The sequence below is a fragment of the Ekhidna sp. genome (assembly GCF_965227465.1).
Lineage (GTDB): Bacteria > Bacteroidota > Bacteroidia > Cytophagales > Cyclobacteriaceae > Ekhidna.
Genome location: NZ_OZ245746.1, coordinates 3,124,166 through 3,142,545 on the forward strand (window position 1 = coordinate 3,124,166; position 18,380 = coordinate 3,142,545).

17 protein-coding genes are annotated in these 18,380 nt (G+C 38.9%); 14 read left to right on the forward strand and 3 right to left on the reverse strand.

The features are described from left to right. Positions 1–34 precede the first annotated feature (34 nt). The 9 genes from ACO05G_RS13830 (at position 35) to ACO05G_RS13870 (ending at position 9,013) form a co-directional block, all read left to right on the forward strand. Positions 35–919: a hypothetical protein gene (locus ACO05G_RS13830; protein WP_421763281.1), complete on the forward strand. Its 885-nt coding sequence runs from the start codon at positions 35–37 to the stop codon at positions 917–919. 33 nt (positions 920–952) lie between these two features. After that, positions 953–1,525: a hypothetical protein gene (locus tag ACO05G_RS13835; RefSeq protein WP_421763282.1), complete on the forward strand. Its 573-nt coding sequence runs from the start codon at positions 953–955 to the stop codon at positions 1,523–1,525. Between the two features lie 108 nt (positions 1,526–1,633). Further along, complete coding sequence (locus ACO05G_RS13840; protein ID WP_421763283.1) at positions 1,634–1,972, forward strand: PadR family transcriptional regulator; 339 nt, start codon at positions 1,634–1,636, stop codon at positions 1,970–1,972. Beyond that, positions 1,969–4,599, forward strand: coding sequence for an ABC transporter permease (locus ACO05G_RS13845; protein WP_421763284.1), 2,631 nt, complete (start codon positions 1,969–1,971; stop codon positions 4,597–4,599). The genes ACO05G_RS13840 and ACO05G_RS13845 overlap by 4 nt, the downstream gene beginning before the upstream one ends. 16 nt (positions 4,600–4,615) lie before the next feature. After that, a complete protein-coding gene (locus tag ACO05G_RS13850) occupies positions 4,616–5,584 on the forward strand; it encodes a helix-turn-helix transcriptional regulator (protein WP_421763285.1) in 969 nt (322 codons plus the stop codon). 4 nt (positions 5,585–5,588) lie between these two features. Continuing rightward, complete coding sequence (locus ACO05G_RS13855) at positions 5,589–6,077, forward strand: nuclear transport factor 2 family protein (RefSeq protein ID WP_421763286.1); 489 nt, start codon at positions 5,589–5,591, stop codon at positions 6,075–6,077. Between the two features lie 73 nt (positions 6,078–6,150). Next, positions 6,151–6,792, forward strand: a complete 642-nt coding sequence (locus ACO05G_RS13860) for a GyrI-like domain-containing protein (RefSeq protein ID WP_421763287.1) — start codon at positions 6,151–6,153, stop codon at positions 6,790–6,792. Continuing rightward, on the forward strand, positions 6,779–7,141 hold the full coding sequence (locus ACO05G_RS13865; RefSeq protein WP_421763288.1) for a DUF1801 domain-containing protein: 363 nt from the start codon (positions 6,779–6,781) through the stop codon (positions 7,139–7,141). Before ACO05G_RS13860 ends, ACO05G_RS13865 begins: the two co-directional genes overlap by 14 nt. Before the next feature lie 123 nt (positions 7,142–7,264). Beyond that, a complete protein-coding gene (locus ACO05G_RS13870) occupies positions 7,265–9,013 on the forward strand; it encodes a tetratricopeptide repeat-containing sensor histidine kinase (RefSeq protein ID WP_421763289.1) in 1,749 nt (582 codons plus the stop codon). A gap of 3 nt (positions 9,014–9,016) precedes the next feature. On the opposite strand, the gene lpdA is transcribed toward ACO05G_RS13870, so the two are convergent. Genes lpdA through ACO05G_RS13885 form a run of 3 tightly spaced genes read right to left on the reverse strand, consistent with a single transcriptional unit; the run spans position 9,017 to position 14,781 of the window. Continuing rightward, on the reverse strand, positions 9,017–10,411 hold the full coding sequence (gene lpdA / locus ACO05G_RS13875; protein ID WP_421763290.1) for a dihydrolipoyl dehydrogenase: 1,395 nt from the start codon (positions 10,409–10,411) through the stop codon (positions 9,017–9,019). A gap of 39 nt (positions 10,412–10,450) precedes the next feature. Beyond that, on the reverse strand, positions 10,451–12,016 hold the full coding sequence (gene odhB / locus ACO05G_RS13880; RefSeq protein WP_421763291.1) for a 2-oxoglutarate dehydrogenase complex dihydrolipoyllysine-residue succinyltransferase: 1,566 nt from the start codon (positions 12,014–12,016) through the stop codon (positions 10,451–10,453). 44 nt (positions 12,017–12,060) lie between these two features. Beyond that, positions 12,061–14,781, reverse strand: coding sequence for a 2-oxoglutarate dehydrogenase E1 component (locus ACO05G_RS13885; RefSeq protein WP_421763292.1), 2,721 nt, complete (start codon positions 14,779–14,781; stop codon positions 12,061–12,063). Between the two features lie 295 nt (positions 14,782–15,076). On the opposite strand from ACO05G_RS13885, the gene ACO05G_RS13890 reads away from it, so the two are divergent. From ACO05G_RS13890 to dapF, 5 genes are all read left to right on the forward strand, one after another. Continuing rightward, positions 15,077–15,823 (forward strand): 30S ribosomal protein S16, encoded by a 747-nt coding sequence (locus ACO05G_RS13890; protein ID WP_421763293.1) that lies wholly within the window; start codon positions 15,077–15,079, stop codon positions 15,821–15,823. A gap of 6 nt (positions 15,824–15,829) precedes the next feature. Beyond that, on the forward strand, positions 15,830–16,351 hold the full coding sequence (gene rimM / locus ACO05G_RS13895) for a ribosome maturation factor RimM (protein ID WP_421763294.1): 522 nt from the start codon (positions 15,830–15,832) through the stop codon (positions 16,349–16,351). Positions 16,352–16,360: 9 nt separating this feature from the next. Then, complete coding sequence (gene trmD / locus ACO05G_RS13900) at positions 16,361–17,035, forward strand: tRNA (guanosine(37)-N1)-methyltransferase TrmD (RefSeq protein WP_421763295.1); 675 nt, start codon at positions 16,361–16,363, stop codon at positions 17,033–17,035. A gap of 93 nt (positions 17,036–17,128) precedes the next feature. After that, positions 17,129–17,494 carry a 50S ribosomal protein L19 gene (gene rplS / locus ACO05G_RS13905; protein ID WP_348282040.1) on the forward strand — a complete coding sequence of 122 codons (366 nt, stop codon included), beginning with the start codon at positions 17,129–17,131 and terminating at the stop codon, positions 17,492–17,494. A gap of 65 nt (positions 17,495–17,559) precedes the next feature. Further along, on the forward strand, positions 17,560–18,330 hold the full coding sequence (gene dapF / locus ACO05G_RS13910) for a diaminopimelate epimerase (protein WP_421763296.1): 771 nt from the start codon (positions 17,560–17,562) through the stop codon (positions 18,328–18,330). Positions 18,331–18,380: the final 50 nt, after the last annotated feature.

Sequence of the window (18,380 nt, forward strand, 5' to 3'; positions counted from 1 at the left end):
CTAAGTTTGTATCGTACCAAATCCACCAATGGTTATGTTACTAAACACACTAATACTGAACACACTGCTTTCGATGTTTGCGCCTCAGGAGTTGACAGATGGCAAGCAAAATAATTCTGCAGAGGCTAGGGCACTGGAGGGACAATCCGTCATGGAAACCGTTTTTGACCGTTTTCATATTAATTACGAAATGAGTCGGACACATAAAATTGGATACTACAAAGAATCCATGTCTGATTCTCAGTCAATTTATTATTTAGCTGATGGTATCGTTGACATCTACATTCCTTCCAATCTTAATCAAATTGAAAATGCTTCTATCTCGCCTATTAAAACAAGAAAGAAAGCATTCAAGGATATTAATGAGGAAAACTTATTGTTTGGGAACGCGAGTGATATGGCCAGATCTTCAGTTTGGAGACCTAATTCGTTCTTGAGTGAAAAAAACAGGGATAACTATACATTTAGCCATCAAGGTGATTCTACAATCGGAGAGAATACCGTATCCATCATTGCATTTCAACCATCGAAGACTCATGGAAAGGCAACTGGCAAAATCTATGTTGATAAATCAAGCTTCGCTATTCTAAAAATCGATTATAGACCCATTGTTCATCATTCGAAATATTGGAGTAAAGTATCATGGACAGAAGAGTTCAAATTCAAAAATGGAGCTTATGAACTAGCGAATGTCATGTTTCGAGGGGTCAGCATCGAAAATAACTTTCAGTATGATGCCGTACTAATCATGGATCAACTAGAGGTATTGAGTCGAATTCCTGAAAATGATTCTTACATTCGCGAAAATGTGTCACTGTTTGAAAAAGCGGATGATGAATTTACAGAAAGTTTTTGGGAAGGTTACGATTTTTTAAAACGCTCCCTTGACGCAGAACCACTACTTCTAACTAAAAACTAAGAACCACTCTTTCGGAATCTCGTAATAGGATTCATGATAAAGTACCTTCCTCTTCTATTCCTAATAGCCTGCGGAATAGATCGTGAAATTCCAGAATTGACCACTGAAGAATCAGAAACCGTTCAGGAATATGAGCCAATGGAGACTTTACATCATGTTCAATTATCAGACGAAAATGAACCTGGCGAACCATTAATTTTAGCTCTACAATTTGTGGAAAGGAGCTCTAAAGAGCCATTAACTAATCAAAAAGTACACTTTTATCACGCAGATTTAGATGGCGAATATCGACCATCTGTCCCCGGGGATGAAACTACCGCAAGGCTGAGTGGTGCCGCAATTACGGATTCACTTGGCAGGATTTTACTTAAAACAACTCTACCTGGTGATTACGGAAGTTCAGCAGACAACAGGCACATCCACACCACAGTGTTTGGTGCTAAACCTGAAGCTTATGACATTCACTTTAGGCAATACACCGGATGGATGGGGCGCAATTTTATAGAGGGAAGCGATCAGCACTTTCTATCTGATCTAAAAAAAGATGAGTCAGGAAACCTGATTTCTCTACTCACTATTGAGGTAAAGCTCCATTCCAAAAAATAATTTTTCATCAAAAAATGAAACTTTTTGAAGGAAGAAAAGTATCCTTCTATAATAGTTACAATTATAACTTATATATTTAAGTGACAATTATAACTAAAATATTGAGTCATGGGAAAAGATACCATTGGTGAATTCGAAGAAGTTGTGATGCTAACAGTGGCAGTACTTCATAAAGAAGCATATGGAGTAGCCATAAAAGATGAAATGGAAAATCGCCTTAACAAGACCGTGAATCTTGGGGCAGTAAGGATCGCCTTGAAACGATTAGAATCAAAAGGGTTTCTTAAGTCTGAATTTGGTGAAGTAACCGCAGTGAGAGGTGGAAAAAGGAAGCGGTATTTTCAAGTCACTCCACATGGTAAAAAAGTTCTGCAACAAGTAATGGAGATTAGAAAAGGGTTATGGGAATCCATCCCGTCTGTTGCTTTTGATCTAAAATTCACATGAAAAAGATTAATTCAATTAAGCCTCCTCACCTTCCGCTAAGGTTCTTTCGCTGGTTTTGCGATCCGGACTTAAAAGAAGATTTAGAAGGAGATCTAATTGAACTATTTGAAAGAAGGGCAATAAAAAGTGAGCGAAAAGCACGCTCACTGTTTTTTCTGGATGTACTCAGGATGCTGAGGCCAGGAATCATTAAAAATTTTGAAGCACACAAAAACTTAAATAACTACGCCATGCTAAGAAATTACCTAATATCAGCCTGGAGAAACCTAATGAAATACAAAGGGTTCTCAGCTATAAACATCCTAAGTCTATCTATTGGAATGGCCGCCTGCATGGTGATCTATCTATTTATCAATGACGAACTTTCCTTCGATGCGTTTCATAAGAAAAAAGATAAAATTTACCGACTATGTGAGGTGCAAAGCTTTCCCGGAACCAATACACAGAATGTGGCTCTAAGCATGCCTGGTATGGGACCCACGATGACAGCTGAATTTCCGGAAATAGAAACCTTCGCTAGATACAGAAGCTTTGGAGGTCAATTAATTGAGGCGGGTGATAATAAAATGATCATTGAAAATGTAGCTGCTGCTGATAGCTCTTTTCTAACAATTTTTGATTTCCCAGTAATCTCAGGCGATAAGGATAATCTCCTTGATGACCCTTTTGATGCAATAGTCACTGAAGAAACTGCCAAAAAACTTTATGGTAGAATTGATGTGGTTGGTGAAACCTTTATCATCAATGGTGATCGGTGTATCATTAGAGGTGTTATGAGAGATGTACCTGAAAATTCACATTTACAATTCAATGTGTTGCTTTCAATTAGGATATCAACTCAAAATACACCGGATTTTGACAATCAATTCGGGTCCAATTATCTTAATACCTATTTCGTATTAAACGAAAACGCAGATTTGGCTGAAATGGAGAAAAGATATCCTGAATATCTTTCCAGTCATATCGATAGAGACGACATCAATGACCTTTATAAACTATACCTACAACCACTATCAGATGTACATTTAACCTCCACAGATGTGGAGCATGATTACAATAATTATCGAAAGTTCAATGGTAAATACATTGACGTTTTTGTATTGGTAGGCATATTTATCCTAGTTATCGCTTCACTAAATTTCATGAATTTAACTACTGCCCGAGCTAGCAATCGCGCGAAAGAGGTGGGCGTACGAAAGGCTATCGGCGCAATAAAAAGTCAACTTTTCAAGCAGTTCATAATCGAATCCATTTTGCTTGCCGTTTTTGCGTTGCTTTTTGCCATAGTAATTGTATTTCTATCCCTCCCGCTTTTAAATAACCTTATTGACAGGCAGCTAGAGACACAGATCCTCTTTACAAATCTTGAAATATTTGGAATCATTTTACTAGCGACCCTCGGCTTAGGTCTTTTGGCAGGACTTTACCCATCCATATATTTATCGTCCTTCAGACCAGTCATTGTTTTGAAAGGCTTCAAGTCGTATGAGAAAAAATCCTATCTAAGAAGCTCGTTAATCGTAATACAATTCAGTCTCGCTTTGGGTATGATCGTATGTACACTGGTCGTGTTGCAGCAACTTATGTTTATGAAAAATAAGGATATTGGATATTCGACTGATCATATATTATTGGTGGACATGAATGAAGAAGCCAGTGAAAAATATGAAGAGATTAAACAGGCTCTTTTGAAAGAATCCAACGTCCTTGGTGTAACGGCCTCAGGACAAAGACTTGGAAATAATTTTCATCAATGGGGATTTAAAGTCCGCAAGGATACCGGAATAGTTAATGTGACTCCTTCCAATGTTTATGTTGATTATGATTACCTGGATGTTTATGGTATCAAACTTTTATCGGGACGTTCGTTTTCCAGACATTATGAGGCTGATGACGGTAATGCCTATATCATAAATAAAGCATTTGCAGATGAATTGGGATTTGAGGAAGCTGTAGGTCAGCGTGCCGCTCATGGTTGGTATCCTGATGATTCATTGGGATCAATAATAGGTGTCACAGAAAATTTTAATTTCAATTCGCTCCATTTCAAAGTAAATACCTTGTCTATGGTGGTGCATACCGACTGGGGATTTAGCGAAATGTCTATCAAAATAAACGGATCAAATGTTGCTCAATCTTTGATCGATGTTGAGAAAGTCTATGATCAGTTTGTGACTGACTATCCAATCAGATACGAATTTCTGGATGACCATATTCAACAACTATATAAATCGGACGAACAAATGGGATCAGTCATTACCATCATTGCCATTCTATCTATTTTCATTGGCTGTATGGGATTATTTGGGCTCGCTTCGATTTCCATTCAAAGACGCATAAAGGAAGTAGGAATTAGAAAAGTAATGGGCGCCTCAACCACAGAACTAATGACCATATTATCCAGGAATTTTGCTTTGATGATTTTGATTTCATTCATTATCGCAACACCGCTTACTTTCCTATTTCTTTCCGGTTGGTTAGAAAACTTTGCCTATCGGATTGATATCAATCCTTTAATATTCCTTCTTGGTGCTTTCATTGCCCTAATAATTGCCCTAGCGACGATTAGTTATCATGTAATCAAGGCTGCTAATTCCAATCCTGTAAACTCATTAAAATGTGAATGATTTGTAACTTTCCTTAATGAATCGAATAGACAGGCTGAATGCACTCCTTATTCATTTGCAAGGAAAACCTCGTGTTCCTCTTTCTGAATTAGAGGAAAGATTTGAAGTGGGTAGAAGGACAGTTTTCAGAGATATCCGATCCCTTATTGATGCAGGTGTTCCAATAGGTGGTGATGCGGGTGAAGGTTACTTCATTGTTGATGGGTATCATCTTCCCCCGGTAGTATTCAACAAAGAAGAAGCCAGTGCTATTCTATTGGGAGCCAAATTCATTGAACGTAGTGCTGACAGTCAAACAATTGGGGCTTTTGAAAAAGCCATGTATAAAATCAAGGCTGTTTTAAAGTATTCGGATAAAGAGTATCTGGATAATCTGGAGGATAGAATTGCCATTCGACCCAATCTAAGACCAACGCAAAATCCTGATTCTCATATTGCTGAAATTCAAATGGCCATTGCCACTAATAGAATCATTTCGATGAGTTACTATTCGCATTACAATGACTCCACTACACAAAGAGAGGTCGAGCCGCTCGGTATGGTCTTCTATTCGAATAGATGGCACCTTATCGCATTTTGCCAACTCAGGCAAGATCTAAGAGATTTTCGCACCGATCGTATCCAAAAAGTTCAAATTCAGAAAGTGGAGTTTGATCCCTCTAAGCACCCCAACTACCTCGATTTCCTGAATGAAGCATTAGTTGGTACTGACGCTAAAGAAACTACAATCATCTGCTCTGCGATGGTGTCCAGATTTATGGGTGAACAAAAGTATTACCAGGGGTTTGTAGAAGAAAAAAAGTTAACTGATGGTCGTTTTGAAATGAAATTCGTTCCACCTTACTATGATTATTTCGCAAGATGGCTCATGATGTTCGGTAAAGAGGTTGAGATCATTTCACCTTCTGAGCTGCAGGGTATTGCAGCTACATTAGCAAAAGAACTCCTGGAACATCACAGTGCTCCATTCTTATCAAAAACATGAACAGATGAAATTCATTTTTACACTCATACTCGCAACGTCCTTTTGTTTTGCATTCTCACAAAATACAGAGAAAGAGATAAACAATATGGTCTGGAAGCCATTTACTCAGGCATGGGAAGCCAACGATGGAGAGGCATTTAATAAAATTCATTCAAAAGATGTATGGCGAATTAATCCCGGAAGACTTTTGATTGGTGAAGAGTATAAAAGTAGAAATAGTATGCGAATGAATGGAGTAAAAAAGGATCGTATCATCGAGTTTACCTTTGAAACACGAACTTCTAATGGCGATAATGCATATGAAGTGGGCTACTATAGGATTACAGATACATCTGGATTAGAGCCAAAGTTTTATGTTGGAAGATTTCATGTTGCGCTAAAAAAGATCGATGGCCAATGGAAGATCATTCAAGACTGGGATACCGATAAAATAAATGATGTTGAAATAACCCCTGAGAGCATTTCATCACGAAATTTTACCCATTTTAATTAAGCCAAATTTTGAGTGACATAGGGTTGTCACTCACGTGATTTCCTTTGCTTTCATAATCTAAACTCACAAAATTATGGAAGCAACAATTGACAAGCTGGATCTCAAAAAAATAGATCCAAACTATTACTCCGCTAAGAAGCAGCCTGAACTTCGTGATCTTGATAGCTACTATTATCTATCGCTATCAGGTCGATGTGACCCACAATCAGATGAATTTTTACAAGCCATTGACAAACTTTATGCAGTGGCTTTCAATCTTAAATTCATCTGCAAGTCAGAGGATATGGATTTTGTAATGCCTAAAATGGAAGGGTTTTGGTGGATTGATGGTGGAATAGAGGCTCAACGAAAATTTGCCCAAACACCCGCAGATCAGTGGAATTGGAAAATCGTCATACGAATGCCGGATTTTGTAGAAGGGGACCATTATTATCGAGCGGTTCAAAAAGTGAAAGCTAAGAATTCAGATCTGTTAGCTGATGATGAGGTAAAATTCGAATTGATCAATGAAGGGCTATCTGTACAGGGCTTGCACATTGGTAGCTTTTACGAGGAGGAACAAACAATCAAGAAAATTATGGAATTTATTGATGAAAATGGTTTTGAGGTAGCAGGGTATCATCATGAGATTTACCTTAGTGATCCTCGGAAAACACCTGAAGAAAAACTTAAAACGATATTAAGATACGCTGTAAGAAATCGTGAAAACAGTTGAAAACTTTATTTTAGGACTCGATGGTCAACAGAAGGCCATCGTTTCCTTTTTACACAATCGAATGACCAATGAACATGACCTGATCCCTAAAATTCGGTTTAATATTCCGATGTATTTTCGAAAAACGTGGGTTTGCTACCTCAACCCAATTAAAAATGATGGAATCGAGTTGGCTTTTTTAAATGGGAATAAACTATCAAATGACCAAGGATTATTAAAAAGCAAAAATCGAAAAATGGTTTCAGGCATTGATTTATTTAATATTTCGAATATTCCTGAAAGATTGATAGACGAAATAATACAGGAAGCCATCATCTTGGATGATCTAGCAAAAACAAAACTTAAGTAATTTGCTTATCTAATACTTAAGTGTATTCACCTAATTCCAATGGTTTTCAACTTATCAATGGAGAAAATTAGTTGAAATAACTTCTAGCTCTTTTAACTTTCTAGGTTACAAGAATTATCCCTTTTGGAAATCGCACCATCCATCGCCAGCACAAAAGTTCATTCACTATTGGATGAAGCTTACAAAAAAAGGGTCAGCGACCTCACTTCGAGTATTAAGCTGACCGAGGAAGCTTTGCTTATAAGCAAGGAGCTGGATGATAAATTGTGCATTGGACGCTCGCTTTCTCATCTTTCTTTATACCACATGATCATCGGCGATTTTGATCTATCCATAAACATGGCCAATGAAGCCATTGAAAATTTAGAAGAAGTAGATGATGAAAAAGGGATAGCTGATGCGAAGTATACCATCGCCGGCGCTTTATACAAAACCGATGATTATAATCTTGGGCTTACCTATTTGGTTGACTGCCTAAAGACCTATAAAAAACACGAAGATTATCATAATCAAGCTCGTGTAGAAAAGTCCATGGGCACTATTTATGAGTTTTTTGGAGATGTAGATAGTGCGATTAAAATTTATGAATCCTCAATAGAATCCGGTAAAAAAGCTGATGACTTAAATCTTCAATCAAATGCATTTAATCCGCTTTCAGGAATCTACCTAAATCAAGGTCAGATTAAAGAAGCGATGGATTTGATAGAAAAGTCAATTGCTTATAAAGAAAAAACAAAAGATATAAGAGGTCTTGCTTTTGCCCTTTATGGTAGAGGGAAAGTATATACCGAAACAGAGGAATTTGATAAAGCAGAAGCTGATTTTTTAGAAGCGGAACGCATCCATGAAGAAATGGGTGAGAAACTAGGATTGGCAATGTGCCTCCATAAAAGAGGAGCATTGTACATCAAAATGGACCTTCTTGACAAAGCGGAAAATATTTTAGTTGAAGCCCTTGAGTATAGTAATAAGCGAAAGATTATTCTCATCAAATTTAGAGCGAATCTGCTCTTGCATGAGATAGCAAAGCAAAGAGGCAATCACGTGCTAGCACTTAAATATTTGCAGCAATACATTGATGAAAAGGAAAGCGTAATAAATGATCGAACGGCAAAGGTGATTGAGAGCTATGATGTGATTAATAGGATGAATCGCCTCGAGCAGGACGCCCGAATACAAAAGGAAAAGGCAGATATCATCGAGAAAAAGAAAATAGAACTGGATTCATTTTTCTATAGAATTTCACATGATTTGAAAGGGCCAATTACCTCGTTAATGAGTCTTAATTATGTTGCCAAACTTGAGGTGCAAGATGAAACTGCCTTACGCTTTATTGATGATTATGAAAAACAAGCTAACCGCTTAAACAACATTCTAGACGGCTTAATCAAGCTGACTAAAATGTCGTTTAATGAAGACAGCAAGCAAGAAATTGACTTTGAGAAAGTTATTTATGACTGTATTGCTTCGTATAAGTTCCTTGCCAATTTTGATTCGGTTGAGTTTAAGATAGATGTTGATTCGTCCATCAAATATGAAGCTGAGTGGGCATTGGTTAATACCATTATTCAAAATTTAATTGAAAATGGAATTAAGTATGCACGTCTTGAGGACAATAAACCCACCATTTCAATTTCAGTTAAACAGGATGTTAACGGAATTTGCATAGAAGCAATTGATAACGGTATCGGGATGGATCAGGAAACAGTCGATAAAATCTTCAGTATGTTTTTCCGTGTGAATCGAACCATTGATGGCACAGGATTGGGACTTCATATTTTAAAGCGGGCAGTCGAAAGACTCAATGGTGAAGTAGCGGTTAAAAGTAGATTGGGGGAAGGAACAACTTTCTGCGTCTCCCTCCCAAAATAATTTTTACATATGAATAGGTCTATTCTCGGTGGCTGCCAGGGCAGCTTCTTTGAAGGCCTCCATATAGGTAGGATGTGCGTGCGACATCCGTGCGATATCCTCAGCTGATGCACGGTATTCCATAGCTGTCACACCTGCAGCGATCATATCTGCAGCTCTCGCACCAATGATATGCACGCCTAAAACTTCATCAGTTTCTTTGTCTGCGAGTATTTTCACTAGCCCTTCTGTATCCATACTTGCCCTTGCTCTTCCTAACGCTTTATATGGAAATTTACCTGTCTTATATTTTTTTCCTTGCTCTTTTAATTGCTCTTCGGTATATCCTACAGAAGCAACCTCAGGCCAGGTATAAACGACACCCGGAATTAAGTTGTAATTAATATGCGGCTTCTGACCGGCAATGCTTTCGGCAACAAAAACTCCTTCTTCTTCAGCTTTATGCGCCAGCATAGCACCTTTTACCACGTCACCGATGGCATAGATAGTATCGATATTGGTTCGAAGGTGATCATCTACCTCAACTCTGCCCTTATCATCCATCTTTACACCTGCCTTATCCAATCCAAGCTTGTCAGTATATGGCCTTCTTCCAATGGAGACCAGGCAATAGTCTCCTTTGATTTCTACAGTTTCTCCTTTTTTAGTTTCAGCCGTTACGGTAACATTCTTTCCCTTTTTATCTACAGCAGTTACTTTATGCCCGAGATAAAATTCAAATCCTAGCCCTTTCAATGACTTCTGAAGCTCTTTCCCCATTGTTGAATCCATAGTCGGAATTAGACTATCCAGATATTCCACCACAGAAACTTTTGCTCCTAAGCGTGCATAAACAGAACCAAGCTCCACGCCTATTACACCTCCTCCAATCACAATCATGTGTTTGGGTACCTCTTTAAGCTCCAGTGCCTCTGTGCTTGTAATTACCCGGTCTTTGTCCAATTCAATAAAAGGAAGGTTAGCAGGCTTAGAACCTGTAGCTATAATTACTTTTTCTGCTGTGATTTTCTGCTTTTTATCTCCGTCAATTTGAATAGTATTCTTATCAAGAAAGCTTCCCATCCCATGAAAAACATCGATTTTGTTTTTATTCATCAGGTAATCAATACCTTCAACATTCTGCTTTACCACATCTGCCTTTCGGTCAATCATCTGCTTTAGATTCACCTTCGGCTTATTGATGTCAATTCCATGCTCTTTAAATGTATGTTCTGCAGCATGAAAATGCTCAGAAGAATCCAGCAATGCCTTTGAGGGTATACATCCGACATTTAAACAGGTGCCGCCAAGCGTATCATATTTTTCAATGATAGCCGTCTTCATTCCGAGTTGTGCACATCGGATAGCCGCTACATACCCACCAGGGCCAGAACCTATAACTACTACTTGATAATCCATTCGTATTGATTTTTGATTGGAAAATTTTAAAATTTAGAATTAGACGCCTAGCATTAATCGTGTAGGATCCTCAAGAAGCTGCTTCACTCTCACAAGGAAACTCACTGACTCACGTCCATCGATAATCCTATGATCGTAAGAAAGAGCTACATACATCATTGGTCGCACTACTACCTCACCATTTTCAACTACCGCACGTTCCACAATGTTGTGCATTCCCAATATCGCAGATTGAGGCGCATTAATGATTGGTGTCGACATCATAGATCCGAACACTCCACCATTGGTAATGGTGAAGGTTCCACCCTCCATCTCTTCGATGCTTAATTTATTGTCTCTTGCTTTTGTTGCTAGTCTGATCACTTCCTTCTCAATCTGAACAAAGTTCATTGACTCTGCATTTCGAATTACTGGAACAACCAATCCTTTCGGCGCAGAAACAGCAATTGAGATATCACAGTAGTCACTAAATATCAACTCATTTCCATCTATTTGTCCATTAACTGCAGGCCATTCCTGTAGAGCCACACAAACAGCCTTGGTGAAGAAAGACATAAAACCTAGTCCTACTTCGTGCTTCTCTTTAAACTCTTCTTTGTATTTCTTCCTCAAATCCATGATTGGCTTCATATTCACCTCATTAAATGTGGTCAACATGGCCGTTTCATTCTTCACGGATACCAGCCTTCTGGAGACCGTCTTTCTAAGTGAAGACATTTTCTCTCGACGCTGCTCTCTACTTACACCTCCTCCAAAAGTAGGCGCTTCGAATTGAGGTTTGGAAGGTTTATCATCTGATTTGGTTGCCTCTTTAGGTGCTGACTTCTGCGCACTCATCGCATCTTCCTTCGTGATGCGCCCATCTTTTCCTGTCCCTTTAAAATCCTCTGGAGAAATTCCTTTTTCATCAAGAATTTTAGCAGCCGCTGGGGATGCATGCCCGGTGGCATAAGTCTCTTTATCTGAATCAGAGCTTGAAGATGTTTCTGTACTTTCTGAACCTCCCGAATCAGAATCTGAAGAAGGCATACCCCCTTCCATTACTTCAATTTTGCAAATCAAAGCTCCTATTTCCAGTGTATCTCCTTCCTGAGCTACTATTTGTAGTTTCCCCTGAGCTTCAGCAGTCAGGTCAAATGTTGCTTTATCTGATTCAATTTCAGCTATAACTTCATCTAACTCAACAAAATCACCATCACCTTTCGCCCAGTTGGAAATCGTTACTTCCGTAATGGACTCTCCTACCGCAGGAACTTTCATTTCCAAAACTTCACCCGTGGCTTTGGCCTCACCAGAAGATGAATCAGCGGATGACTCTTTTTTAGATTCGGATTTGTTGTCCGGTGAAGATGATGCTTCACCACCTCCCGCACTTTCATCAATTTCACACAAAACAGCTCCTATTTCTAAGGTATCGCCTTCTTGTGCTTTGATACTAAGCTTTCCGGCCGCTTCAGCAGTAACTTCAAATGTTGCTTTATCAGACTCAAGCTCACAGATCACCTCGTCCATCTCCACAATATCGCCATCACTTTTTGTCCATGATGCTACGGTCACTTCCGTGATAGACTCACCAACCGTAGGAACTTTCATTTCAAGACTCATTTTATTCTTGTTTTAATTTTTTTAATTCTTATTCAGATTGACCTCTAAATACTAAAGGCCTGTTTTACCAAATTAGCTTGCTCCTCTTTGTGAACTTTGGAGAATCCGGTAGCAGGTGAGGCACTAATCTTCCTGGCAACCACTTCAAGGTTCATATCAACCCTCATATTGATATAGCTCCAAGCTCCCATATTCTTCGGCTCTTCCTGTACCCAAACCAGTTTTGGATTGTTGTATTTCTTAAGAATAGCATCTATCTGTTTTTGAGGCCAAGGGTAGAGCTGCTCCACCCGAACAATAGCTACGTCTTTTGACTTCTTTTTCTTTTGCTCGTCCAGCAGATCAAAGTATACCTTTCCGGAACAGAAAAGTACCTTTTTTACATTTTTATTGGTTACGTAATCATCGGCGATTATCTCTTTGAATTTACCTGAAGTAAATTCTTTCAACGGAGATATTGTGCCTTGATGTCTTAAGAGTGATTTTGGTGAAAAAACCACCGCAGGTTTTCTAAACTCCCATGCTACTTGTCTCCTCATTAAATGGAAAATATTAGCAGAGGTGGTTAAGTTGGCAATGATAATATTTTCATTTGCACACATTTGTAAGAAACGCTCCATCCTGGCACTTGAATGCTCAGGCCCTTGTCCTTCATACCCATGAGGTAATAACATTACCAATCCATTCATTCTTTGCCACTTACTCTCGGCACTTATGATGAATTGATCGATCATAATCTGTGCGCCATTGGCAAAATCGCCGAATTGCGCCTCCCATATTACCAATGCATTCGGTGTGGCCATTGCATAGCCATATTCAAAACCTAATACTCCATATTCTGAAAGCAGTGAGTTGTAAATCCTCAAAGGTTGCTGCTCTTTTTGGATATTATTTAATCCACAATATGGCTCATTCGTGTTTGAATCAAAGAAATAAGCATGACGGTGAGAGAAGGTACCCCTTTTTACATCTTGACCCGACATCCTGACAATGGTACCTTCGGTAAGCAGTGACCCATACGCAAGAAGCTCGGCATCTGCCCATCCCAACTCTTTCTTTTCAAAGAAGTTGGCTTTCCTATCCTTCAAAAGTTTTTCAATCTGTCGAAGCGGTTTAAATCCTTTAGGAACCTCAGATACTGCCTTTCCTATTTTTTCAACGACTTCTTCTGAGACACTGGTATCAGGAGATTTCTCAAAGTCGACTTCTTTTGATCGTCTTAAATGATCCCACTCCTCTTCAATTTTTTGAGGCTTATATGGGAGAGGATGTTCTTTAATTTCATTGAGTCTATCCTGAAGCTTATCCTTGAATTCTTTCTCAAGCTTCTTCACTTCATCACTACTCAAGTCACCTTTCTCGGTTAACTGCTTTACGTATACTTCACGAGGATTCGGATGTTTCCCAATCGCATTATAAAGTTTAGGTTGAGTGAATTTTGGCTCATCACTCTCATTATGACCATGCCTTCTATAGCATAGCATATCTATAAAAATATCCTTGTTGAATTTTTGTCTGTACTCCACAGCCAGGTTAGCACAAAATTGAACCGCTTCTGCATCATCTCCATTCACATGGAGGATAGGTGCATCAACGATTTTAGCCAAATCAGTGCAGTATATACTTGATCTGGCATCCGCAAAGTCGGTGGTAAAACCAACCTGATTATTGATTACAAAATGAATGGTCCCTCCTGTCTTATAACCATCTAACAAAGACATTTGAATGCACTCATATACTATGCCTTGGCCGGCAACAGCAGCATCTCCATGTATTAGGATAGGAATGGATTTACCCATATCCCCACTATATTCGTCATCAATTTGAGCTCTGCAGTATCCCAGAACCACCGGATCCACTGCCTCCAAGTGGGACGGGTTTGGCGCTAACTTCACGTAGGTCTTCTTACCTGCTGTGGTCTCAAGGTGCGATGCATACCCTAAATGGTATTTCACATCCCCATCCCCCATGGTCAGGTCAACTTCCTGATTCCCTTCAAATTCACTGAAAATTTCTTCATAGGTTTTGCCCATTATATTGGCCAGGACATTTAGTCTTCCCCTATGGGCCATGCCTATAACGACCTCTGCAGCATCAAGTTCAGCTCCTTTGTTAATGATTTTATCAAGAGCTGGGATCATGTTCTCTCCACCTTCAAGGGAAAACCTCTTTTGACCTAAGAACTTGGTGTGCAGAAAGTTCTCAAAACCACTGGCCTCATTGAGCTTGGAAAGAATTCTGTGTTTTTCTTCCTTGGAAGGATTGATGTCCGCTCCTTCTGTTTCAATTTTATTTTTCAGCCATTCACTGACGTTTGAATCTCTAATATGGTTATACTCAAATCCTATATGCCCTGCATAAACCTTTTTAAGCTTATCCAGGATTTTTTTCAAGGACGCTTTTCCCAAGCCTATTTCCTCTCCTACTTCAAATTCTGTTTCGAGATCTTTTTCAGACAATCCAAAGTCGGATAGCTCTAGTTTGGCAGTATGAGGCCTCCTCTCCCTTACTGGATTTGTTTTAGCCACTAAGTGAGCCCATGCACGGTAATTATATATAAGGTTTCTGACTGCTGTCTCCTTGGGAGTTGCTACAACCGTAGATTCTCCGGCTTCCCCATAATTTTCTTGTGCAAATTCAAAGCCTTCAAAAAACTTCTTCCAGGATTCATCAATACTATCCGGATTCTCTTTGTAGGCTTTGAACAGCTCATCGAGATAATTACCATGAGCGTTGGCGATGTAGGAATATTTATCCATATTCATATTGTGTTGAGAAACAAAGATATATCCTAGAAAGTTTCAATAAAAATCGCAAAATCGTTTTTACAAATACACAATCATTTTAAAACCTGAATTTATCTCTATTATCACCATGAATAGGACGTAAGTGCCTATTTGTATAGGAACTAATCCACAGGTGTTAATTTTACATTGAATCAAAGAAATCATTCATTTTAAGATTCTTTACTCATTGCCTTCTCACAACGAGAAAAATAAACTACATTTGCGCTCCATTTTTAAAACTTTTGATGGACGAGTTCCATAAACAAAAAGAATTATGTCAGTAAAAATTAGACTAGCGCGTCGAGGACGCAAAAAACAAGCCATGTACGATGTAGTAGTGGCAGACGCTAGAGCACCACGAGATGGTCGCTTTATCGAGAAGATTGGTACGTATAATCCAAATACAGACCCTGCTTCCATTAAATTGGATGATAATAAGGCGTTTGATTGGGTAATGAAAGGGGCACAGCCTACAGATACTGTTCGTGCAATGCTTTCCTACAGAGGTATCATGATGAGAAAACACCTTCAAGTAGGTGTAAACAAAGGAGCAATTACTCAGGAAGAAGCTGATAATAAGCTAGAAGCTTGGATCAAAGACAAGGAGTCTAAAATTCAGGGTAAAGTGGATACGCTTGCAAAAGTTAAAGCCGATAAGAAGAAAGCAGCACTTGAGGCGGAGAAGAAAGTAAGTGATGCAAGAGCTGAAGAGCTAAAGAAAAAAGCTCAGGAGGCTGAAGCTGCTTTGGTTGAAGAAATCAAAGAAGGTGGTGCAGAGGGAAATGATGATGTTGAGGAAGATGTAGCAGAGATTGAAGAAACTCAGGCTGCAGAAGCTAAAACTGAAGCTCCTGCTGAAGAAGCAAAGGAAGAAGCTCCTGTAGAAGAGAAGAAAGAAGAGCCAAAAGCTGAGGTTAAAGTAGCGACTCCTGCTGAGGAGGCCAAAGAAGAGCCAAAAGCTGAAGCTAAGGAAGAAGCTCCTGCTGAAGAAGAAGAAGAAGAAGACAAAAAAGAGGGTTAATCTGCTATGAAGCAGGATGATTGCTACCAACTAGGGGAAGTAATCAAGACCCACGGTCTTAATGGTGAAGTCAGTATTTCGTTAGAAGTCGACTTCCCTAATGAATATCAAAATTTGGAATCAGTTTTTCTTGAACAACAAGGAAAATTGGTTCCTTTTTTTATTGATACACTCCAGATCAATAGAGATAAGGCGCTGATTAAATTTGAGGATATTGATTCCCTTGATGATGCAAAAGCCATTGTAAAATCGAAATTATATCTTCCATTAAATAGCCTTCCTGAACTAGAACCGGGTCAATACTACTTTCATGATCTAATCGGCTGTATGGTGTTCGAAGGGGATGCCGAGCTGGGGCATATAAAGGAAGTCATTGATTTAAATGGGAATCAACTATTAGTAGTAGAAGCCAAAGAAAAGGAAATTCTAATTCCCCTAAAGGATGAGATATTAACGCATGTTGATATCCCCTCAAAAAAAGTGAACGTAGATTTACCAGACGGTCTTCTGGATATATATAACGATTAACTTAATCCAATGCGGATAGATATAATCACTTGTCTGCCAAACCTTTTCGAAGGGCCACTTACGCAAAGTATTGTGAAGCGATCAATGGATAAGGGGTTGGTTGAGCTTCAGATTCATAACCTGAGGGATTATGCGACCAATAAACATCAAAACGTCGATGATTATGCATTTGGCGGTGGTGCCGGAATGGTCTTGATGATCGAACCTATAGATAAATGCATATCGGAACTTAAAGGAAAAAGGGCGTACGATGAGGTCATATACCTCACTCCAGATGGCGTAACTTATAATCAGGGCATTGCCAATCAACTATCACTAAAGCAGAACTTCATTTTTCTGTGTGGTCATTATAAAGGCGTTGATCAAAGGGTAAGGGATCATTTAATTACAAAAGAAATCAGTATTGGCGACTATGTTCTTTCAGGAGGAGAACTGGCTGCTATGGTTCTTGCAGATTCACTTATAAGACTAGTGCCCGGAGTGCTAAACGATGAGACATCTGCACTATCAGATTCTTTTCAGGACAATCTATTAGCACCACCCGTATATACGCGCCCTGCAGAATATAAAGGGTGGAAAATCCCGGAAGTACTCACTTCAGGACATGAAGCAAAAATTGAAGCCTGGCGCAATGAACAGGCCCTTAAAAGAACAGAAGAAAGAAGACCGGATCTTTTAAGCTAAATCATGGGAATTATTTAATTCAATATCTTTTTTTCCAATTCTTATTTCTATATTTGCACTCCTTTTTCAAAACACTCAGCGAAGAGTACAGAAATGAGCACAGAATTATTGAAAGTAGTACAGGAAGAATATAAAGACATAAAGTCGAATCATCCTTCATTTGGACCTGGTGACACCATTAATGTTCACTATAAAATTAAAGAAGGTAACAAAGAGCGTGTGCAGCAGTTCCAGGGAACTGTTATGTCAATCAACAATAGAAACACAAACGGTGAGACATTTACTGTGAGAAAAGTTTCTGGAGATATCGCTGTTGAAAGAATCTTCCCAATCCTTACTCCTAACATTGAAAAAATTGAGGTGTTGAGAAGAGGAAGTGTAAGACGGGCAAAACTTTACTACTTAAGAGGTAGAAAAGGAAAAGCCGCAAGGATCAAAGAAAAACTTGTAAAAAAATAAAAATTTCAATCCCGACTTTAAAGTCGGGATTTTTTTTGTCCTTCTTCCCGTTAAATTAGCTTCTCATGGAGCTCCACTTCTCAAAATATCAAGGAACAGGTAATGATTTCATCTTAATTGATGACAGAGATCAATCTTTTCCCCAAAAAATAGATCTCATACAAAAACTTTGTGATCGAAAGTTCGGCATAGGAGCCGATGGGTTGATTTTAATTCAAGATCACCCAAACCTTGACTACCGAATGATCTACTTCAATTCCGATGGCTCGCAGAGTCTCTGTGGAAACGGGTCCAGGTGTGGGTTTTCCTTTGCCCAAACACTAAAACTAGTTTCAGATTCGGCAACTTTTGAAACGACAGATGGAATTCACCAGATAAGACAGGATGGCAAGCTTGTCCATTTTCAATTATTTGATGTCAGTCAATTGAATCAGATTAATGATAAAGAGTGGTACATAAATACCGGTTCGCCACATCATATTGTCATTGTAGAAAATCTAAACGACACAGATATCGTATCTGAAGGCAGGAGAATTCGCAATTTGACAACTTATTCAAGTCAAAATGGCACGAATGTTAACTTCGCACAGCTTTTGCAGTCGAAAGTCAAAATTAGGACTTATGAAAGAGGAGTTGAGGATGAAACACTTAGTTGCGGTACAGGTGCCACAGCTGTTGGCCTGATGGCAGGGGAACTAGGGTATAAAAGCCCTGTTCAGATTGAAACAGAAGGTGGAAATCTGGAAGTTCACTTTAAAAAAGTCGCTGATGGATATACAGATATTTGGTTGGCAGGACCCGCTGAAAAAGTGTTTGAAGGAAGTGTAACAATCTGATCTCTCTTACATTAAACCATTATAACTTTAAGGCCTATTAGGTAGGCTAA